Source organism: Streptosporangium amethystogenes, from assembly GCF_000721075.1.
Taxonomy (GTDB): Bacteria; Actinomycetota; Actinomycetes; order Streptosporangiales; family Streptosporangiaceae; genus Streptosporangium; species Streptosporangium amethystogenes.
This window is the reverse complement of record NZ_JOEQ01000021.1, coordinates 1-19,121: the sequence shown is the minus strand read 5'-3', so window position 1 is coordinate 19,121 and position 19,121 is coordinate 1. Positions and strand designations below refer to the sequence as shown.

The following is a 19,121-nucleotide window of genomic DNA, read 5'->3' as shown; positions in this document are numbered from 1 at the left end:
TCAAGACGAGACCGATTGGTGATCAGTTCGTGACAACAGAGCGCAGAAGGTGTGCTGCCTCCTCGGGCAGTACGTCGTTCACGAAGGCGCCCATGGCCGACTCGGAGCCGGCGAGATACTTCAGCTTGTTCGGTGTGCGGCGGATGCTGAACAGTTCCATGTGCGCGTACGACAGGTCGCGACCGGTGTTGACCGGCGCCTGGTGCCAGGCCGCGATGTAGGGCATCGGTACGCCGAACAGTCCGTCGAGGCGGCGGAGCACGTCGGTGTAGAGCGGCCCGAACGCCGCGCGTTCCGCGGGCTCCAGCCCGACCAGGTCGGGGACCTGACGGTGGGGGTAGAGGTGGACCTCCACCGGCCAGCGCGCCGCGGCCGGGACGAACGCCGTCCAGTGCTCGTTCGAGGCCACCACCCGGATCCCGGCCTCCCGCTCCGCGGCGAGCACGTCGGCGAACAGGTTGCCGCCGGTCCGCTCCCGGTGGCGCCCGGCCGCCCCGAGGGTCAGCCTGGTGCGCGGGGTCACGTAGGGGTACGCGTAGATCTGGCCGTGCGGGTGGGCCAGGGTGATGCCGATCTCGGCTCCCCGGTTCTCGAAACAGAACACCTGCTCCACGCCCGGCATCGCCGACAGCTCCGCCGTACGGTCGATCCAGGCATCCATGACCAGCTCCACCTGCTCGGGGGGGAGCATCGCGAATGAGGAGTCGTGCTCGGCGGTGAAGCAGACCACCTCACAGCGACCGATCCCGGGGCGAACCTCACTCAACCCGCCGACCTGCTGGTAGTCACCCAGATGGGTGGAGAACGAAGGGAACCTGTTCTCGAAGACCGCCACCTCGTAGGCGGCGGAGGGGATCTCGGTGAGGTTGCCGGAGGTGGAAGGGCAGAGCGGGCACTCGCTGGCCGGGGGCAGGAAGGTGCGGCCCTGGCGGTGTCCGGCCACCGCGATCCACTCCTCGGTCAGCGGGTCGTAACGCAACTCGGAGGCGGTGGGGCGCGGCGGCAGGTCGCGTCTGTCGACCGCTCCGCGGTCGGCGTCGTCGCAGCGGTCGAAGTAGAACAGCTCCCGGCCGTCGGCCAGGTGGGTGATCGTACGCTTCATCGGCCGACGCTCTCGCTCTCCCGCTGTGGTTCTGTGATGATCAGCTCTCCCACCGAGGCGGCGAGTTCCTCGCGGGCCTCCTCGGTCAGGCCGGAGTCGGTGACCACGATGTGGGCCTGGGCCAGCTCGGCGATCGTGCTGATGCCGACCGTGCCCCACTTGGTATGGTCGGCGAGCACCACCAGACGGCGCGCGGAGGCGACCAGTTCGCGGTTGGTCTCGGCCTCCAGCAGATTGGGTGTGGTGAACCCGGCTCGGGCGCTCATCCCGTGCACGCCGAGGAAGAGGGTGTCGACGTGGAGCCCCCGGATCGCCGTGACCGCGACCGGGCCGACCAGTGCGTCGGAGGGGGTGCGGACCCCGCCGGTGAGCACGACCGTGCGGTCGGCCCTGGGCGAGCGATGGAAGACGTCGGCGATCCGGATCGAGTTGGTGATCACGGTCAGCTCGGGTACGTCGGTCACGTGGTGGGCGAGCGTCCAGGTCGTGGTTCCCGCGGAGAGTGCGATGGCGGTGGCGGGCCGGACGAGCCGGGCGGCCTGCCGGGCGATCGTCTCCTTCTCCGCCTGCTGGCGCGCGGACTTGGCGGCGAAGCCCGGTTCCTCGGTCGAGCCGGACCCGGCGGCGGTGGCGCCACCGTGGACCTTCTCCACCAGCCCGCGCTCGGAGAGCACCTCAAGATCGCGCCGGATCGTCATGTCGGACACGCCGAGCTCCCGGACGAGATCGGCGACCCTGACCCCGCCCCTGCTCCGCACCCTCTCCAGGATCGCCTGCTGTCGCTGCTGGGCGAGCATTGACTCACTCCCCTTAATTCACCAGATTCCACCAAAATACCACGGCGAGTATCGGGAAATACTGGTGAATTGTGGTGGCCATCTGCTCACAACCGCTCAAGCTCCGCCATGATGTTCGTCCGCGCCGCCTCCTCCAGATCGACGATGTGGAAGATCGCTGGAAGGTCGAGCAGCGAGCGCAGCACCGCGGCCCTGCCGGACCTGAAAGCGTCGTCGGGCACGAAGGCGTACTCCTCGCGTACGGCGGCCGCGTAGGCGGCGTAGACCTCCGGCGCCGCGCCCAGGATCGCCAGGTCCGCGTCGGACAGCACGGCCCCGTCCGCGTCGCCCGGTGCGGGGGCGTGTGTGACGGTCAACCTGACCAGCCGGGTGACCGTGGACACCGCCTCGGGGGAGAGCCCCGTCGCCGGCAGCGTGCGCTCGGCCAGGATGGCGCTACGCTCCTCGTTGTCGCCGCGCCGCGGGTCGTAGACGGCGTCGTGGAACCAGGCCGCCAGCCGTACCAGGTCCGGGTGCTCGGCATGAGAGGCCAGGATGTCGATGTGGGCGAGCACGGCCTCCAGGTGGGTGACGGTGTGATACCTGCGGTGCGGCTCGTCGTACCGGATGATCAGTTCACGGCCCAGGGGTTCGGCCTCGGGACCGGCCAGGGACCGCCAGCGGGCCATCAGCTTCTCGCGCATGAGGCGAGCCTAGGGAAGATCCTCAGAATCGGGGCGGACGCACCCGTGGGAGGCGCTGATCGTCAAGGTTGGGGCAACGTACCCACCGGAGCGGGGCGGATCGCGGTTCGGGCCTTGTGCGCCGAGCGTCGCAGGAGGAACGTGAAGGTCTGAACCGGTGACATCGAGTCCCCTGCGGGTCCGGAATCACGGATGCCGGCACTCGCGGGACCTGGAGGGAAGGGGTGGTCGGCATGGCCAGGAGATCACGTAAGGGCAAGGCCCGTAAGAAGCACAAGGCCAACCACGGCAAGCGGCCGACCGCTCGCTAGCTGTACCGACCACAGGGGCTGGGTACACAGAGGGGCGGACGGGGACGGGCGGTCACGCGCGGCGGCCCCAGGAGGCCAGCAGCCGGGTCTGCGCGTCGGTGTCGGAGGGCACCTTCCGGTGTTCTCCGGCCTGGTTCTCCCCGACGGCCGCGGCCTGCCGGTAGCCGAAGCCCGCGTCGGTGAACCAGGTGGCGCAGGCCGCGACCAACTCCGGGTCGAGCCGCTCGTCGGCGCCGATGGCGCGGGCCAGGTCCCAGGTGTGGATGAGGGCGTCGGCGAACAGTTCGGTGATGTACTCCCGGCCGGGTACGTCGCCGAAGGGCAGGTGGACGACGCGGTCGAGGACCCGATGGTCGATCGCCGCCTGGACGGCGGGCACGGCCGAGGTGTCGAACGCCTTGATGGGGTCGTCGCCGAGCAGGTCGCCCTCGAAGGCGTCGCCGATCTCCGCGTGGGTCCGTCCGGCCAGCAACTCGGGAGCCCACAGGTTCTCGCCGACCACGTGGTTGACGAGGGAGCGCACGTCCCAGTCGACGCACGGTGTCGGATTCTCCCACTGGTCGAGGCCGATCCGGTGGACGAGAGCGCCGAAGTCGTCCAGCGCGCGACGGTAAGCCTCGGGTACGTCGATGGTCATCATGCCCTCCCGATGCCCTCCCGGGTTCTCTCCCGGCCCTCATCTTGACCGTAACCCCTGGCCCGCCAGTAGTCATCGCGTCAATGGACATGACCGGCACATCCGGCAGCGCATCCGCCCGGACGGCTTCATCTCCCGGTCATCTCGGCGTCAGGGAAGAGTCACGGTATGGCGTGCGGATCTCTCCTACGCGCACCACGACCTTCACCCTCCTGGTGGTGGGCAACGAGGTAGCGGTACCACCGCGATCTACGAGGTTCGCTGAGCCGCACACCAACCGGCCTGACCGAACGGCCGTGGGGCGCGCACGGGGCCGGGAGTGATCCCGGCCCTGTGCGGCGAAGCGGCGGCCCACCCGAAGCCGCACCCGCGGCAGGGCGGAGAGGGCGTCAGCGCAGCCGCTGCTCGATCCAGACGATCTTGCCCTTCGGGGTGAGGCGGGAGCCCCAGCGGTGGGCGAGCCAGTTGATGAGGTGCAGGCCGCGGCCGGTGTCGCTGGTGGTGGACGCCTCCCGCATCACCGGCTCGGACGCGGAGCTGTCGGATACCTCGCAGACCAGCGTGGGCCCGCGCAGCAGGCGTAGCTCGACCTCACCCTGGCCGTGTTCGACCGCGTTGGCGACCAGTTCGCTGACCATCAGCTCGGTGTTGTCGCACAGGGAGTCGAGTCCCCAGCCTCCAAGCGTGGCCCGGACGAAGCGGCGGGCCTGTGCGGCGGATCGGCGGTCGGCGGGTAGCGACGTCTCGACGAACTCCTTCTCCGTCAGCTCGGACACCCTGGCCAGCAGCAGGGCGATGTCGTCGCGCTCGTGCCCCGGCCGCTGGGCGCCGATCGTGAGGTCGCAGACCTCCTCCAGGTCCTGGTCCTGGCCGGAGAGCAGGCCGCGCAGCGCGCTGATGCCCTCCTCGATGTCCCGGTCGCGGCTCTCCACCAGGCCGTCGGTGTAGAAGGCGAGCACGCTGCCGTCGGGGAGCGTGAACTCCCGCATCTCGGCGGGTTCGTTGCCGATGCCCAGGGGCAGTCCCGGCGGCAGCTCCAGCAGCTCGGTCTCGCCGCCCGGTCGCACCAGAATCGGCGGAACATGGCCCGCGCAGGCTATCGCGCACCGCCGCGTGACCGGATCGTAGGTGGCGTACACGCACGTGGCGATCTGGCTGGCGTCCAGGTCCTGGCTCATCAGGTTGAGCCGGAACAGCACGTCGGCCGGGCTCAGGTCCAGGCTGGCCAGCGTACGGGCGGCCGTGCGGAGCTGGCCCATGGTGGCGGCGGCTCTGATGCCGTGCCCCATCACGTCGCCGACGACGAGGGCGACCCGGCAGCCGGGCAGCGGGATCACGTCGTACCAGTCGCCGCCCACCCCGACCAGATCGCTGGCGGGCAGGTAGCGGTAGGCGACCGTCAGGCCCAGCGGCTGGGAGAGGTCGACGGGCAGCAGGCTGCTCTGCAGGGTCAGCGCGGTACGGCGCTCACGGTTGTAGAGCCTGGAGTTGTCGAGGCACACCCCGGTCCTGGCCGCCAGTTCCTCGGCCAGGTTGACGTCCTGCTCGTCGAAGGGCTGGCTGGTGGGACGGCGGGTGAAGATGACGAAGCCGAGGACCCGGCCGCGCGCCTTCAGCGGCACCACCAGGAACGAGCTGTCCTCCAGCACCTTCGACACCGAGTCACGCTTCCAGAACCGCCCGATCTCCTCGGCGGTCCGGCGCCCCAGGCGGGGGTAGAGGATCGGGTTGCCGGTGGCCATGCACCGGGCATAGGGGGTCCACGACTCGTAGACGGCCACCTCGTCCACGGGGAACGCGGTGGCGTACACGCCGGGGGCGGGATCGGCCACACCGACCGCGATCCGCCGTACCAGCGCCGAGCCGTCGGTGGTCTGCTGGGGGAACTCCCCTTCGGTCACCAACCGGTCCTGTACCAGGATGCCGGCCGCGTCCGCGAAGCGCGGTACGGCGACGTCCATGAGTTCCCTGCCGGTCTCGAACATGTCCAGTGTGCTGCCGATGCGTTTGCTGGCCGCGTTGAGCAGGGACAGCTGCTCGTGCATGGATGCGGGACTGCCCATCCTGAACCCTGGCGTCGCTGGGTCTTTGGTGACGAAACGGGACTTCACTCGCTCCACCGGGGTGCGGGAACCGGCGTCCACCAGGTTGCCAGTTCGAGATCTTCTGCGATGGCGTTGGCGCCGTTGTATCCGGGGGCCGCGGAGACCGAGCCGCCGGGGTGGCTGCTGGCCCCACAGAGGTAGAGGCCGTCGACGGGGGTGCGGTACCGGCCCATCTCCGGGACCGGCCGGTTTCCGCCCAGCTGGGACGGCTCGTAGGCCCCCACATGGTGGCTGCCGCGCACCATGTTGACGCAGTGCCGCTCGATGTCGAGCGGTGAGAAGACCCGCCTGCCGAGGACGGCGCCTCCCGCGAGGTTGGGGGCGTACTCGGCCCATTCGGCGAGCAGCCGCTCACCGACCTCCTCGCGCCGGCGGTCCCAGTTCGCCGCGTCGCCATCGAGGTCGTACGGGGCCCATGGCCACCAGAAGGCCACGTGTTTACCCTCCGGCGCGTACGAGGAGTCGAACAGCGAGGGGCACGCGCCGTTACCGGCCAGCCGGTCGGGCAGCTGTCCCCGATGGATCTGGTCGAAGGTGCGGCCGAGTTGCTCGCTGTCGTCGGCGCCGAGGACGACGAGGAAGGCCCGGTCCACGTCGGGCTCGAACTCGGCGGCCCGGTAGCGCGGCGCCTCGTCGAGCGCCAGGTGGAGGGTGACGAGGCTGTGTCCGGCCCACCGGTAGTCCTCGACCTTGGCCGCGATCTCCGGGCCGAAGTTCTCCGGACCCGCCAGCCGAACGGTCTGCGGGGCGTCCACCGCGCTGGCCACGAACCGACGGGCGGTGAGAACGTCGCCGCCTGCCAGCTCCACCCCGGTGGCCCGCCCGTCACCGACGAGGATCCGCTCGACATGGGCGCCGGTCACCACGGTGCCGCCGTGCTCCTCGATGACCGCGCGCAGCGCGCTCGCGACGTTTCCCGCACCGCCCACGGGCACACCGAGCCGGGCGATGCGCGACAGCAGCCGGGGGAAGAATCCGCCGGTGCCCGGTACGTCCTCGATGGAGATGGCGTGCAGGAAGGACTTGAACAGGACTCTGACCTGATCGCTCTCGAAGTTCCTGTCGACGGCCTCGTACAGCGAGAGCGGCATGTAGCTCATCAGGTCGCGGCCCAGGTCGCCTTTGAGCCGCTCGGCGAGCACGGGGGGCGGTAACGGGCTGGAGTACAGGAACCCGTTCATCAGGTCCCTGGCCGTCTCGGCGTAGCGCTCGTACAGCTCCAGCCAGCGCTCGGCGTCGGCCTTGGAGAATCGGGCGAAGGAGTCGGCGGTGCGTTTGGGGTCGGTGTAGACGGTGATCGCCCGGCCGTCCCGGAAGACCGTGGCGTGCTGGGTCTCGGGATAGACGTAGCTCAGGCCGTACCGCTGGAGTTCCAGGTCGGCGGGGACCGGGCCCTCCTCCAGGAAGTGGTAGCTGCTGTGAGTGTTGTGCCGGAACCCCGGAAGGGTGAGCTCCTGGGTGCTGCAACCACCACCGACGACGTCGTTGCGCTCGACGACCGCGACCGACAGTCCCGCTTTCGCGAGATAGGCGGCACACGTGAGGCCGTTGTGGCCCCCGCCCACGATGACGCCGTCGAACTCCGACACGTTCCCTCCAGGGCACTCTGACTGCTGGTATGGAGGATTGTAAAGAATGATCTATATGCGAACCCTGTGTTTAACAGAGATTCGTAGATATTTCCACATGGACTAGGACTTAGGGGTGCTTAGCCGACGAAGTGGCCACACTAGGCCGCACCGGGAACTCCCTGAGTTCCCGGTGCGCACCGGGTCAGAGGGAGGGCAGTCCGGCCAGGGCCGTGTCGATCCGGTCCTGCGGCAGCGAGAGATCCTCAAGCCGCCCCGACAGGTAGCGGTCGTAGCCGTCCAGGTCGAAGTGCCCGTGCCCGCACACCGCGGTCAGCAGCACCTTCTCCTCGCCCGTCTCCCTGCACCGCAGTGCCTCGGCGACGACCTCGGCCAGCGCGTGGGCCGCCTCGGGAGCGGGGACGACCCCCTCGGCCCTGGCGAAGCGCACCCCTGCCTCGAAGCAGTCGTTCTGGTCCATGGCCACCGCCTCGAACATTCCCAGCTCGTACAGGTGCGACAGCAGCGGGGACATGCCGTGGTAGCGCAGCCCGCCCGCGTGGATGGGATCGGGGACGAAGCCGTGGCCCAGGGTGTGCATCTTCAGCAGCGGGGTCAGCCCCGCGGCGTCGCCGAAGTCGTAGGCGTAGACGCCCTTGGTGAGAGACGGGCAGGCCGCAGGCTCGACCGCCCGGATCACCGGGGCCATCCGCCCGGCCAGCTTCTCCCGCAGGAACGGGAAGGCCAGCCCGGCGAAGTTGGAACCGCCTCCGGTGCACCCCACGATCATGTCAGGTGCCTCGCCGAACGCGGCCATCTGCTCGATCGCCTCCTCGCCGATCACCGTCTGGTGCAGCAGCACATGGTTCAGCAGGCTGCCCAGCGCGTACCGGGTGCCCGGCTCGGCCCTCGCGGCCTCGACGGCCTCGCTGATCGCGATGCCGAGGCTGCCCGGTGAGTCGGGGTCGTGGGCCAGCGCCTCGGCGCCGTACGCGGTCAGCGGGGACGGGCTCGGGTGCACGGTCGCGCCGTAGGCCCGCATCAGGCTCCTGCGGCCGGGTTTCCCGTCGTATGAGACGCGGACCATCCACACCTCGCACTCCAGGCCGTACTGCGCGCAGGCGAACGCCAGTGCCGAGCCCCACTGGCCCGCCCCGGTCTCCGTGACCAGTTTCCCAACCCCCTGGCGCGCGTTGTAGTAGGCCTGTGGGACGGCGGTGTTCGGCTTGTGCGAGCCGGCGGGTGAGCCGCCCTCGTACTTGTAGTAGATCCTCGCGGGGGTGCCGAGGGCACGTTCGAGCCTGCGGGCCCGGATCAGTGGGGTGGGCCGCCAGAGTCGGTAGACGTCGCGGACGCTCGCCGGGATCGGGACGAACCGTTCGGCGCTCGCCTCCTGGTCGATCAGCTCCACCGGGAACAGCGGCATGAGATCGTCCGGATCGACGGGCCGCGAGGTGGCCGGATGCAGGATCGGTGGTGGCGGGACCGGGAGGTCGGCCACGATGTTGTACCAGTTGTGGGGGATACGGGACTCGTCGAGCAGGATTCGGGTGGCTTCGGTCATCGGGTGCCTCCACGTGTCGGATCCACTCAGTGCCGCTCTCATCACCCACCGTAGTTCAGCTAGCGCGCGACGTCCCGGTTCCTCGTGACACCCGCCGCCACCGAGGCCGCGACGGCCCGATCGGTCTCCGGCGCGAGAATCCGCCCCTGAACACACCCGCCACGCGGAGAAACCATCATTCATATAACGACTCTGAAAGCGGGAGAAAGTTCCCGGAAAGCAGTAGGGCCAGCTCGCCCACAAGGGGTCTGAGCTGGCCCTACGCTATTCTGAGCGGACGACGGGAATCGAACCCGCGTAGCCAGTTTGGAAGACTGGGGCTCTACCATTGAGCTACGTCCGCGCGAAGCGGCTTCAGTCTGGTCTAGACTTCATCCGTTCGTCAGGGCGTAAGCGTACCGGAGTTCCGGAGCGTGCGCGTACTCGACCTACCGGGGTGTGGCGCAGTTTGGTAGCGCACCTGCTTTGGGAGCAGGGGGCCGCAGGTTCAAATCCTGTCACCCCGACGCATGCCGGGCATCGGTTCCCACCGATGCCCGGTTTCTCGTTGTACGGGGTGCGAATTCTCGGCCACGCGAGACAGGCAGGGCGCATGGATGCGATGTCTGGAAGGTCGCCTCGCGGCGCGGGAGCGCGCTGAACGTCAGCGGTGGGCGCTGAAGAGGGCCCAGACGGCCTTGCCGCCGCAGTTGAGGTAGTCCCAGCCCCAGCCCTGGCTGTAGGTCTCCACGATGTAGAGGCCCCGGCCGTTCTCCGAGATGAAGTCCGGCTCCTTGGGGGTCGGAACCTCGTTGCTGGGGTCCATCACAGCCAGGAGCACGTGGGGCGAGAGGCGCAGCAGGACGAGCGTGATCGGGGTGATCCCCGGCTGGCCGGGCGGACACAGCGCGTAACGGACCGCGTTGGTGACGAGTTCCGAAACCACTAGCGCTGCGTCATCGCTGAGCTCCGCCAGTCCCCAATCGCGGAGCGTCGAGCGCGTCACGTCCCGGGCGGTCTTCACCGAGTCGGCCTGACTGGGCAGAGGGCACGCGGTGGCGTCGGATTGGTTGGCCTCGAGCAGCTCGTCAAAGCTCACCTCGCGGGTCGCCTGCAGGTAGTCGGCAGCCGATTTTGGCTCCTCCACCATCCTGCCGGTACCTCCCGCTGTCATCGTGAGTCTCCGTACCACGTGAGAGTTTTCAGAGCTTGTGCACCATAAGCCCAATATGCACTAAGCCATCATGGGTCACCGGAACGTCTGCTGCAAGACCCAAATGCACGTGCAGTTGCAATGTGCAGCAGCATGGACGGTCGGGTCGGCGACTTGGCGAATTGGGCAGTGACTTGAGACCTTGTCATAGCGGCCGGAAGTAGTGACACTGTGTGCGCTGGCCCAAGTAGAGAGGGAGGCGAAGTGGCGCAGGTTCAACCGGGATCAGGTCCCACAGCTCTGCGTATCCTCTTAGGCTCCCAACTGCGTCGTCTACGCGAGGCCAAGGGGCTCTCGCGAGAGGAGGCAGGCCATCTGATCCGCGGATCCGAATCCAAGATCAGTAGGATGGAGCTCGGCCGGGTTGGTCTGAGAGAGCGCGACGTGGCGGATCTGCTCACCTTCTACGGGGTGGAGGACGACCGCGCCCGGTCGGCGATCATGGATCTGTTGCTCAGAGCCAACGAACCCGGCTGGTGGCACCGGTTCAACGACCTGCTGCCCTCCTGGTTTCAGACGTACGTCGGTCTGGAGGAGGCAGCCTCCCGGATCCGTACGTATGAGGTGCAGTTCGTGCCGGGCCTGCTGCAGACGAAGGAGTACGCCAGGGCGGTCATCACCGCGGGGAGCGCCGGCATAGCGCCCGACGAGATCACCCGCCGGGTCGACCTGCGGATGGAGCGCCAGCAGGTGCTCAGGCGGCCCGACGGCCCGTTCTTCTGGGCCGTCATCGACGAGGCCGCGCTGCGACGTCCGATCGGTGGTGCGGATGTCATGCGGGCACAGCTGGAGCACCTGCTCGACCTCATGCGGCAGCCGAACATCACAATCCAGGTGATGCCCTTCAGCTTCGGTGGCCACAGCGCGGAGGGCGGTGCCTTCAGTGTGCTCCGCTTCAACGACAGCGAGCTCCCGGACGTGGTCTACGTCGAGCAACTGGCCAGCGCCCTCTACCTGGACAAGCGCGAGGACGTCGACCGCTACAGCGAGGTCATGGAGCGGCTGTGCGCGGTCAGCACCACCCCCGGTGAGACGAACGACATCCTGCGGCGGATCATCAAAGAGGACTGAGCGGCCATTGGTCGCTCCATGGTGTCGCTCTGCTCTAGACTGGCCTGCGGCGCTGAACACCCGCCGCAGTGGAGCGTGCCCTAATCTCGCACGTCTCGTTGGCTGTGCCAGGTGCCACTCATGTGGGCGCGGCGCGAGAGCTTGCCGCGATAGCCGCTACGACTTGGCGCGCCCGCGATCACTCGAAGTTTGATCAAGGAGACGACCCCGTGAAGACCGCTGTGGAGGAGCTCAGCCCGACCCGGGTAAGGCTTACCGTCGAGGTGCCGTTCGAGGAGCTCGGCGAGAGCCTGCAGGCGGCGTACAAGAAGGTCGCGCAGCAGGTGCGCGTCCCCGGGTTCCGCCCCGGCAAGGTTCCGGCCCGCATCATCGAGCAGCGCTTCGGCCGCGCGGTGGTGCTGGAGGAGACCCTCAATGACGCGGTGCCCAAGCTGTACGGCCAGGCCGTCGACGAGAGTGAGATCTTCCCGGTCAGCCAGCCGGAGATCGAGGTCACCAAGATCGAGGACGGTCAGCAGGTCGAGTTCACCGCCGAGGTGGACATCCGCCCCGAGTTCGACGTCCCCGACTACCAGGGCATCGAGGTGACCGTTCCGGTCTCCGAGGTCTCCGACTCCGACATCGACACCCAGCTGGACGGTCTGCGCCAGCGTTTCGCCACGCTGACCGGCGTCGAGCGCGCCGCCGCCGTCGGCGACTTCGTCGTCATGGACCTGGCCGCCTCGATCGACGGTGTCAACATCGAGGAGCAGCAGGCCAACGACGTCTCCTACGAGGTCGGTGCCGGTTCGGTGCTGCAAGGCCTGGACGACGCCCTGGTCGGCCTGTCCGCCGGTGAGACCAAGGAGTTCACCACGAACCTGGTCGGCGGCGAGAACGCCGGCGAGGAGGCCGTGGTCACCATCACCGTCAAGAGCGTCAAGGAGAAGGTCCTCCCCGAGCTTGACGACGAGTTCGCCCAGCTCGCCAGCGAGTTCGACACCCTTGACGAGCTCAAGGCGAGCATCAGCGAGCAGGCCCGCCGCAACAAGCTGATCGACCAGGTCGTCCAGGCCCGTGAGAACGCGCTCGACGCGCTGCTCGGCAAGATCGACATTCCGCTGCCGGAGAGCGCGCTCAAGGTCGAGGTCGACAACCGCAAGCACAACCTTGAGCACCAGATCGCCGAGAGTGGCCTGAGCAAGGAGGCGTTCTTCCGCCTCTACCAGACCACCGAGGAGGAGCGCCTCGCCGAGTTCGACGAGAGCGCCGCCAAGGCACTCAAGACGGGCTTTGTCCTCGACAAGATCGTCAAGAGCGAGGAGCTCGGTGTCAGCGAGCAGGAGCTGACCAACTTCGTGGTGCGCCGCGCCATGCAGATGAACGTCGCGCCCAACACGCTGGCCCAGCACCTGGCCGACAACGACCAGCTCACACTGGCCATGGTCGAGATCGTCCGTGACAAGGCCAAGAGTGTCATCGGCGATGCCGCGAAGGTGACCGACGAGGCGGGCAACGAGGTCGACCTCAAGGCCATCTACACCGAGATCAACGGTGCGGAGTCCGACGAGACCGAGGAGGCCACCGAGGCTTCCGAGGCCCCGGAGGCCCCCGAGGCTGACGCAGCGAAGTAGTCCCAGGCCGAAGCGAGGGGTGCCACAGAGCACCCTGGACGCCCCCGTCACGCTCAGCGTGACGGGGGCGTCCGCGTTCTGCCGCTCGCCCGGCCGAGGGCCCTGGCCGAGCCGAGGACGATGTGGGGGTGAGAGCGCCGCGGAGTGCCGCCCTGACGCCTCTCCTGGATTCCTCCGGTCTCCCTGCCCTCCAGGGAGCTCGCGGGCTCCTGGGCCCGCTGAGAGTCGCGACCCCCTTCTTTCTCCCGGAAGTCTTTTCAGCGTTCCGCCGCGGTCCGCTTCCGGCGTCCGCACAGGTATCCCGGGAGCTCCGACACGCCGTACGGGCTCCGGTTTCCGAGCCTTTACCGAGGCGTGCGGCGGGAGGTTCCAGGCGCGGTGGGGAGGCGGCGGGCAGCATGCGCCGTCAGCGAACAGCGCGTTGAGGGGGCATGTCCGGTAGGCCACGCGCGTTAAGGTCACAAGCAAAGCCAATCGATTACGACGCATCGGAAGGTGACGCTGTGACCAGCCCGCCGACCTTCTACCAGCCGACCGGCTCCGGGCCCGAGTCGATGAGCCAGCCGAATGGCTCGTTCAGGCTCGAAGACCAGCTCTACCAGCGGCTGCTGCGTGAGCGCATCATCGTGCTGGGCACCCAGGTCAACGACGAGATCGCCAACCGAATCTGCGCCGAGCTGCTGCTGCTCGCCGCGGACGACTCAGAGCGCGACATCTGGCTCTACATCAACTCGCCAGGCGGTTCCGTGACCGCTGGGATGGCGATTTACGACATGATGGAATACGTGCCTAACAATGTGTGCACGGTCGCGATGGGTCTGGCCGCTTCCATGGGCCAGTTCCTGCTCTGCGCCGGCGAACGGGGCAAGCGTTACGCCCTGCCGCACGCCCGCATCATGATGCACCAGCCGTCCGGTGGCATCGGCGGCACCGCAGCCGACATCGCCATCCAGGCTGAGCAGATGCTATATGTCAAGAAGACCCTCGCCGAGCGCATCGCGTTCCACACCGGTCAGAATCTGGAGCAGATCGAGGCCGATTCCGACCGTGACCGCTGGTTCACGGCCGAGGAGGCCAAGGACTACGGCTTCATCGACCAGGTCGTGCGCAGCGCTCGACAGGTGCCCTCCACGGGCGCCGTCTCCTGAAGGGGCACAAGGTGAGTGAGTTGATCCGGCCGGGAGACATCAACGGCCGTTACGTTCTTCCGTCCTTCAGTGAGCGCACGTCCTACGGCGTGCGGGAGATGAATCCGTACGCCAAGCTCTTCGAGGACCGCATCATCTTCCTCGGCGTGCAGGTGGACGACGCGTCGGCCAATGACGTCATGGCGCAGTTGCTGACCCTGGAGTCGCTCGACCCCGACCGTGACATCAGCATCTACATCAACTCGCCGGGCGGTTCCTTCACCGCCATGACGGCGATCTACGACACGATGCAGTTCGTCCGGCCGGAGATCCAGACGGTCTGTCTGGGCCAGGCGGCCTCGGCGGCGGCGGTCCTGCTGGCCGGCGGCACGCCCGGCAAGCGTTTCGCCTTGCCGAACGCCCGCATGCTGATCCACCAGCCCTCCACCGAGGGGGGCGGCCAGGGAAGCGACATCGAGATCCAGGCGCGTGAGATCCTCAGGATGCGCGCGCAGATGGAGAGCATCATCGCTCAGCACTCGGGCAGGGCACCGGAGGCGGTCCGCAAGGACATCGAGCGGGACAAGATCCTTGATGCCGTGGAGGCCAAGGAGTACGGGCTGATCGACGACATCATCCCGTCCCGCAAGAAGCTTGCGAAGGCCGTAGCCTCCTAACGAGGCATATCGCACCGGAACCGTGCCGAATCGGGCAGGTTCCGGTGCGACTCGCCGCTAGGGGGCTCACTGAGGGCTCAGAAGACGGTAACGTCGAAACCTAAGCGGGATGACTTTTCGATCGGGTATCGGGCCGGTCGGAAGAAACGGACCGCGGCAGCCAGGGCGGTCCCACGCAAAGGAGTATCTGGGGTGGCACGCATCGGCGACGGGGGAGACCTGCTGAAGTGCTCTTTCTGTGGAAAGAGCCAGAAGCAAGTCAAGAAGCTCATCGCCGGACCCGGCGTATACATCTGCGATGAGTGCATTGACCTCTGTAACGAGATCATCGAGGAGGAGCTCAGCGAGTCCTCTGAGCTCAAGTGGGACAGCCTTCCCAAGCCGAGGGAGATCTACGAATTCCTCGACGCCTACGTCATCGGTCAGGACCAGGCGAAGAAGGCTCTCTCCGTAGCGGTCTACAACCACTACAAGCGGGTGCAGTCCGGCGAGCGCGGGCGTGACGACGGCATAGAACTGGCCAAGTCCAACATCCTGCTCCTGGGCCCGACCGGTTCCGGTAAGACACTGCTCGCCCAGACGTTGGCGAAGATGCTGAACGTTCCGTTCGCCATCGCCGACGCCACAGCCCTGACAGAGGCGGGCTACGTGGGCGAGGACGTCGAGAACATACTGCTCAAGCTGATCCAGGCCGCTGACTACGACGTCAAGAAGGCCGAGACCGGCATCATCTACATCGACGAGGTCGACAAGATCGCTCGTAAGAGCGAGAACCCGTCGATCACCAGGGACGTCTCCGGTGAGGGCGTGCAGCAGGCCCTGCTGAAGATCCTGGAGGGCACGACCGCGAGTGTGCCGCCGCAGGGCGGCCGTAAGCACCCGCACCAGGAGTTCATCCAGATCGACACCACCAACGTGCTGTTCATCTGTGGTGGGGCCTTCGCCGGCCTCGAAAAGATCATCGAGTCCCGGATCGGCCGCAAGGGCATCGGTTTCAACGCCATCATCCGTTCCAAGGAAGACATCGACAGCTCCGACATCTTCGGGGACGTCATGCCCGAGGACCTGCTGAAGTTCGGCATGATCCCCGAGTTCGTCGGCCGGCTTCCGGTCATCACGAGCGTTCACAACCTTGACCGCGAGGCGCTCATTCAGATCCTCACCGAGCCGCGCAACGCCTTGGTCAAGCAGTACCGGCGCCTGTTCGAGCTCGACAATGTCGAACTCGAGTTCACAGACGACGCGCTTGAGGCGATCGCGGATCAGGCGATCCTGCGCGGCACCGGTGCCCGTGGCCTGCGAGCGATCCTGGAGGAGGTTCTCCTCTCGGTGATGTACGAGGTGCCGTCGCGGCAGGACGTGGCGCGCGTCGTCATCACCCGCGAGTCGGTTCTCGAACACGTCAACCCCACGCTCGTGCCGCGTGACCAGCTCAACAAGCAGCAGCGGCCGCCGCGCGAGAAGTCCGCGTGATCCAGCCAGGACAAACCGGTTTTCACAGCTGACGCCCCCGCAGGGAGACCCTGCGGGGGCGTCAGCTGTTTCCGCTGGTTTCCGCCGGGTCGGCCGGTGGCGGCGCATTCACCGGACGATTTCAGCAGCCGGTCCGCGGAGTCGACGGCATGTCGGAGCTCGCGAGGTGGGGGAACATGTCGCAACTCTTCGGCTGGGGAACATCGAGTGCGCGGACATCCCTAGACTTGGACATCGTGACGACGCCAGAGCTGCCCACCCAGTACACACCTGCCGACGTGGAGACCCGGAGCTACGAGCGCTGGGTATCGGAGGGATACTTCACCGCTGATCCGAGCGGCGAGCGCGAGCCTTACAGCATCGTCCTGCCTCCGCCGAACGTGACCGGTGTCCTGCACATCGGCCACGCACTCGACCACTCGATCCAGGATGCGCTGACCAGGCGCGCTCGCATGCGCGGCCAGCAGACACTCTGGCTGCCAGGCATGGACCACGCCGGCATCGCCACCCAGAACGTCGTCGAACGTGAGCTGGCCAAGGAGGGCCTGTCCCGGCACGACCTCGGCCGCGAGGCGTTCGTCGAGCGGGTCTGGCAGTGGAAGGAGGAGTCCGGCGGCCGGATCCTCGGCCAGATGAAGAAGCTCGGTGATGGCGTCGACTGGTCACGTGAGCGCTTCACCATGGACCCCGGACTGTCCCGTGCCGTTCAGACGATCTTCAAGAGGCTCTTCGACGACGGGCTCATCTACCGCGCCGAGCGCATCATCAACTGGTGTCCACGCTGCCTGACCGCGCTTTCGGACATCGAGGTCGAACACAGCGAGGACGAGGGCGAGCTCGTCTCGATCCGCTACGGCGACGGTGACGACTCCATCGTGGTCGCCACGACTCGGGCCGAGACGATGCTCGGTGACACCGCCGTGGCCGTGCACCCCTCCGACGAGCGCTACGCGCACCTGATCGGAAGGGAGGTGGAGCTACCGCTCACCGGGCGCCTCATCCCGATCGTCGCCGACGAGCACGTCGACCCGGCCTTCGGCACCGGGGCGGTCAAGGTCACTCCGGCGCACGACCCGAACGACTTCGAGATCGGACGACGCCACTCGCTGCCGTCCCTGACAATCATGGACGAGCGCGGCGTGGTCACGGCCCACGGCCCGTTCCAGGGGCTCGACCGCTTCGAGGCCAGGCCCGCGGTGGTGGCCGCGCTACGCGCCGAGGGCCGGATCGTGGCGGAGAAGCGCCCCTACCTCCACTCCGTCGGGCACTGCTCGCGCTGCAAGACCGTGGTCGAGCCACGGCTCTCACTCCAGTGGTTCGTCAACGTCTCACCCCTGGCGAAGGCGGCGGGCGACGCGGTCCGTGACGGCCGGACGAAGATCCATCCACCGGAGCTGGCCAAGCGCTACTTCGACTGGGTCGACGACATGCACGACTGGTGCATCTCCCGGCAGCTGTGGTGGGGGCACCGTATCCCGGTCTGGTATGGCCCCGGCGGTGAAGTTCTCTGCGTCGGCCCCGACGAGCAGGCGCCCGATGGCTACGTCCAGGACCCCGATGTCCTCGACACCTGGTTCTCCTCCGGGTTGTGGCCGTTCTCCACTCTCGGCTGGCCGGACAGGACGCCCGAACTGGCGAAGTTCTACCCGACCTCCGTCCTGGTGACCGGCTACGACATCCTGTTCTTCTGGGTCGCCCGGATGATGATGTTCGGCATCTACGCGATGGACGGCGAGCCGCCGTTCCAGACCGTGGCTCTGCACGGCATGGTCCGGGACCAGTACGGCAAGAAGATGTCGAAGTCGTTCGGCAACGTCGTCGACCCGCTCGACTGGATCGAGCGCTTCGGCGCCGACGCCACCCGTTTCACGCTGCTACGTGGGGCCAACCCTGGCTCCGACGTGGCGATCAGCGAGGAATGGGCAGGAGGGTCGCGTAACTTCTGTAACAAGATCTGGAACGCCACTCGTTTCGCGCTGATGAACGGTGCAGTGACGGGTGAGCTTCCGGTCGAGGAGTTGACCGCCGCCGACAGGTGGATCCTGTCCAGACTCCAGGAGGTCGTCGCGTCGGTGGACGCCGCGTTCGAGGACTTCGAGTTCGCCAAGATCTCCGATCTGCTCTACCACTTCGCGTGGGACGAGGTCTGCGACTGGTACGTGGAACTCGCCAAGATCCAGATCGCCTCCGGGCAGGAGCACACCCGGCTCGTGCTGGGGCATGTCTTCGACTCGCTGCTCCGTCTGCTCCACCCGCTGGTTCCGTTCGTCACCGAAGAACTGTGGCGAGCGGTCACCGGGCACGAGTCGATCGTGGTCGCGCCATGGCCGACGGTCCAGGAGTCGTTGCGTGATCCCTCGGCGGAGGAGGAGGTCATCGCGGTGCAGGGACTGATCACCGAGGTGCGCAGATTCCGTTCCGATCAGGGCCTCAAGCCAGGGCAGCGGGTCGCCGCGCGGCTCTCACTCGCCGGTACGGATCTGGCCTCTCATGAAGGGGCGATCCGGTCGTTGCTCCGGCTCGACCAGCCGTCCGAGTCGTTCGCCGCGACCGCCCGTCTCGATGTGAGCGGGATTGTCGTGGAGATCGACACGGCGGGGACGATCGATGTGGCCGCCGAGCGTAAGCGTCTGGAGAAGGATCTCGCGGTGGCGCGTAAGGAGGCGGCCCAGGTCGCGGCGAAGCTCGGCAATGAGCAGTTCATGGCCAAGGCACCGGACGATGTGGTGGCCAAGGTGCGGTCCCGTGCGGCGCAGGCCGACCAGGACATCGCGCGACTGCTCGCTCAGCTGGCGACGTTGCCGACGGGCTGACGGTCTGAGCTCGAGAGCAGCGGGAGAGTCCTGACCCGGGAGTCCCCAGCCGGCGGTTGGGGGAGAACGACGCAGGTCAGGAAGTCGGGATGAGCCGAGAACCCGGAGTCTCTTGACTCCGGGTTCTCGGGTTTGAGAGCTGAAGTCTCAGGGAAGACCTAGTTGTTACCAGGAAGTTGGTCATGGTGGCCCTAGGCGGCTGCTAGAGTTCTTCAAGCAGGGCAATGGTCCTGCGACCCCCTCTGAAAATCTGGCAAATCGGGCGCGTCTGCATAATTTGGACATCGACCGGATGTTGGAGTAAGTTAGAGGGGTTGCCCTGGAAACAGGGTGAGTCGCAATCCTAGCGGATTCGGCGGGTGGGAGTCGATGACCGGAAAACCGGCAA

General features: G+C 67.3%; 15 protein-coding genes and 2 tRNA genes. 8 read left to right on the top strand and 9 right to left on the bottom strand.

Annotated features, from left to right (window positions below):
- Positions 1-22 precede the first annotated feature (22 nt).
- The 3 genes from galT to IG98_RS0126675 form a co-directional block, all read right to left on the bottom strand.
- A complete protein-coding gene (galT, locus tag IG98_RS0126685; protein WP_030917770.1) occupies positions 23-1,102 on the bottom strand; it encodes a galactose-1-phosphate uridylyltransferase in 1,080 nt (359 codons plus the stop codon).
- Complete coding sequence (locus tag IG98_RS0126680; RefSeq protein ID WP_030917767.1) at positions 1,099-1,899, bottom strand: DeoR/GlpR family DNA-binding transcription regulator; 801 nt, start codon at positions 1,897-1,899, stop codon at positions 1,099-1,101. The genes galT and IG98_RS0126680 overlap by 4 nt, the downstream gene beginning before the upstream one ends.
- Before the next feature lie 86 nt (positions 1,900-1,985).
- Positions 1,986-2,582: an HD domain-containing protein gene (locus IG98_RS0126675; protein WP_030917764.1), complete on the bottom strand. Its 597-nt coding sequence runs from the start codon at positions 2,580-2,582 to the stop codon at positions 1,986-1,988.
- 233 nt (positions 2,583-2,815) lie between these two features.
- Between IG98_RS0126675 and IG98_RS54900 the strand changes: the two genes are divergently transcribed.
- Positions 2,816-2,893 (top strand): 50S ribosomal protein bL37, encoded by a 78-nt coding sequence (locus tag IG98_RS54900; protein ID WP_386323758.1) that lies wholly within the window; start codon positions 2,816-2,818, stop codon positions 2,891-2,893.
- 52 nt (positions 2,894-2,945) lie between these two features.
- Here IG98_RS54900 and IG98_RS0126670 read toward each other — a convergent pair whose 3' ends face one another.
- The 5 genes from IG98_RS0126670 to IG98_RS0126650 form a co-directional block, all read right to left on the bottom strand.
- Positions 2,946-3,533 (bottom strand): TIGR03086 family metal-binding protein, encoded by a 588-nt coding sequence (locus tag IG98_RS0126670; protein WP_245651728.1) that lies wholly within the window; start codon positions 3,531-3,533, stop codon positions 2,946-2,948.
- A 386-nt stretch (positions 3,534-3,919) separates the two neighbouring features.
- Positions 3,920-5,575 carry an ATP-binding SpoIIE family protein phosphatase gene (locus tag IG98_RS0126665; RefSeq protein WP_245651727.1) on the bottom strand — a complete coding sequence of 552 codons (1,656 nt, stop codon included), beginning with the start codon at positions 5,573-5,575 and terminating at the stop codon, positions 3,920-3,922.
- 62 nt (positions 5,576-5,637) lie between these two features.
- Complete coding sequence (locus tag IG98_RS0126660) at positions 5,638-7,224, bottom strand: phytoene desaturase family protein (RefSeq protein WP_030917754.1); 1,587 nt, start codon at positions 7,222-7,224, stop codon at positions 5,638-5,640.
- A gap of 184 nt (positions 7,225-7,408) precedes the next feature.
- Positions 7,409-8,767 carry a TrpB-like pyridoxal phosphate-dependent enzyme gene (locus IG98_RS0126655; protein ID WP_030917750.1) on the bottom strand — a complete coding sequence of 453 codons (1,359 nt, stop codon included), beginning with the start codon at positions 8,765-8,767 and terminating at the stop codon, positions 7,409-7,411.
- Between the two features lie 272 nt (positions 8,768-9,039).
- Positions 9,040-9,110: transfer RNA gene (locus tag IG98_RS0126650), tRNA-Gly, on the bottom strand.
- 89 nt (positions 9,111-9,199) lie between these two features.
- Here IG98_RS0126650 and IG98_RS0126645 point away from each other — a divergent pair.
- Positions 9,200-9,273, top strand: a tRNA-Pro gene (locus IG98_RS0126645).
- A gap of 137 nt (positions 9,274-9,410) precedes the next feature.
- Here IG98_RS0126645 and IG98_RS0126640 read toward each other — a convergent pair.
- Positions 9,411-9,920: an ATP-binding protein gene (locus tag IG98_RS0126640; protein ID WP_245651726.1), complete on the bottom strand. Its 510-nt coding sequence runs from the start codon at positions 9,918-9,920 to the stop codon at positions 9,411-9,413.
- Positions 9,921-10,163: 243 nt separating this feature from the next.
- On the opposite strand from IG98_RS0126640, the gene IG98_RS0126635 reads away from it, so the two are divergent.
- The 6 genes from IG98_RS0126635 (at position 10,164) to IG98_RS0126610 (ending at position 18,733) form a co-directional block, all read left to right on the top strand.
- Positions 10,164-11,030, top strand: coding sequence for a helix-turn-helix domain-containing protein (locus tag IG98_RS0126635; protein ID WP_030917746.1), 867 nt, complete (start codon positions 10,164-10,166; stop codon positions 11,028-11,030).
- A 209-nt stretch (positions 11,031-11,239) separates the two neighbouring features.
- Complete coding sequence (gene tig, locus IG98_RS0126630) at positions 11,240-12,643, top strand: trigger factor (RefSeq protein WP_030917744.1); 1,404 nt, start codon at positions 11,240-11,242, stop codon at positions 12,641-12,643.
- Positions 12,644-13,146: 503 nt separating this feature from the next.
- Positions 13,147-13,791 carry a ClpP family protease gene (locus IG98_RS0126625; RefSeq protein WP_030917742.1) on the top strand — a complete coding sequence of 215 codons (645 nt, stop codon included), beginning with the start codon at positions 13,147-13,149 and terminating at the stop codon, positions 13,789-13,791.
- 11 nt (positions 13,792-13,802) lie between these two features.
- Positions 13,803-14,447: an ATP-dependent Clp protease proteolytic subunit gene (locus IG98_RS0126620; protein ID WP_030917740.1), complete on the top strand. Its 645-nt coding sequence runs from the start codon at positions 13,803-13,805 to the stop codon at positions 14,445-14,447.
- Positions 14,448-14,639: 192 nt separating this feature from the next.
- Positions 14,640-15,920, top strand: a complete 1,281-nt coding sequence (clpX, locus tag IG98_RS0126615) for an ATP-dependent Clp protease ATP-binding subunit ClpX (protein WP_030917736.1) — start codon at positions 14,640-14,642, stop codon at positions 15,918-15,920.
- A 176-nt stretch (positions 15,921-16,096) separates the two neighbouring features.
- Positions 16,097-18,733: a valine--tRNA ligase gene (locus IG98_RS0126610; protein WP_425428095.1), complete on the top strand. Its 2,637-nt coding sequence runs from the start codon at positions 16,097-16,099 to the stop codon at positions 18,731-18,733.
- The last annotated feature ends 388 nt before the right edge of the window (positions 18,734-19,121 follow it).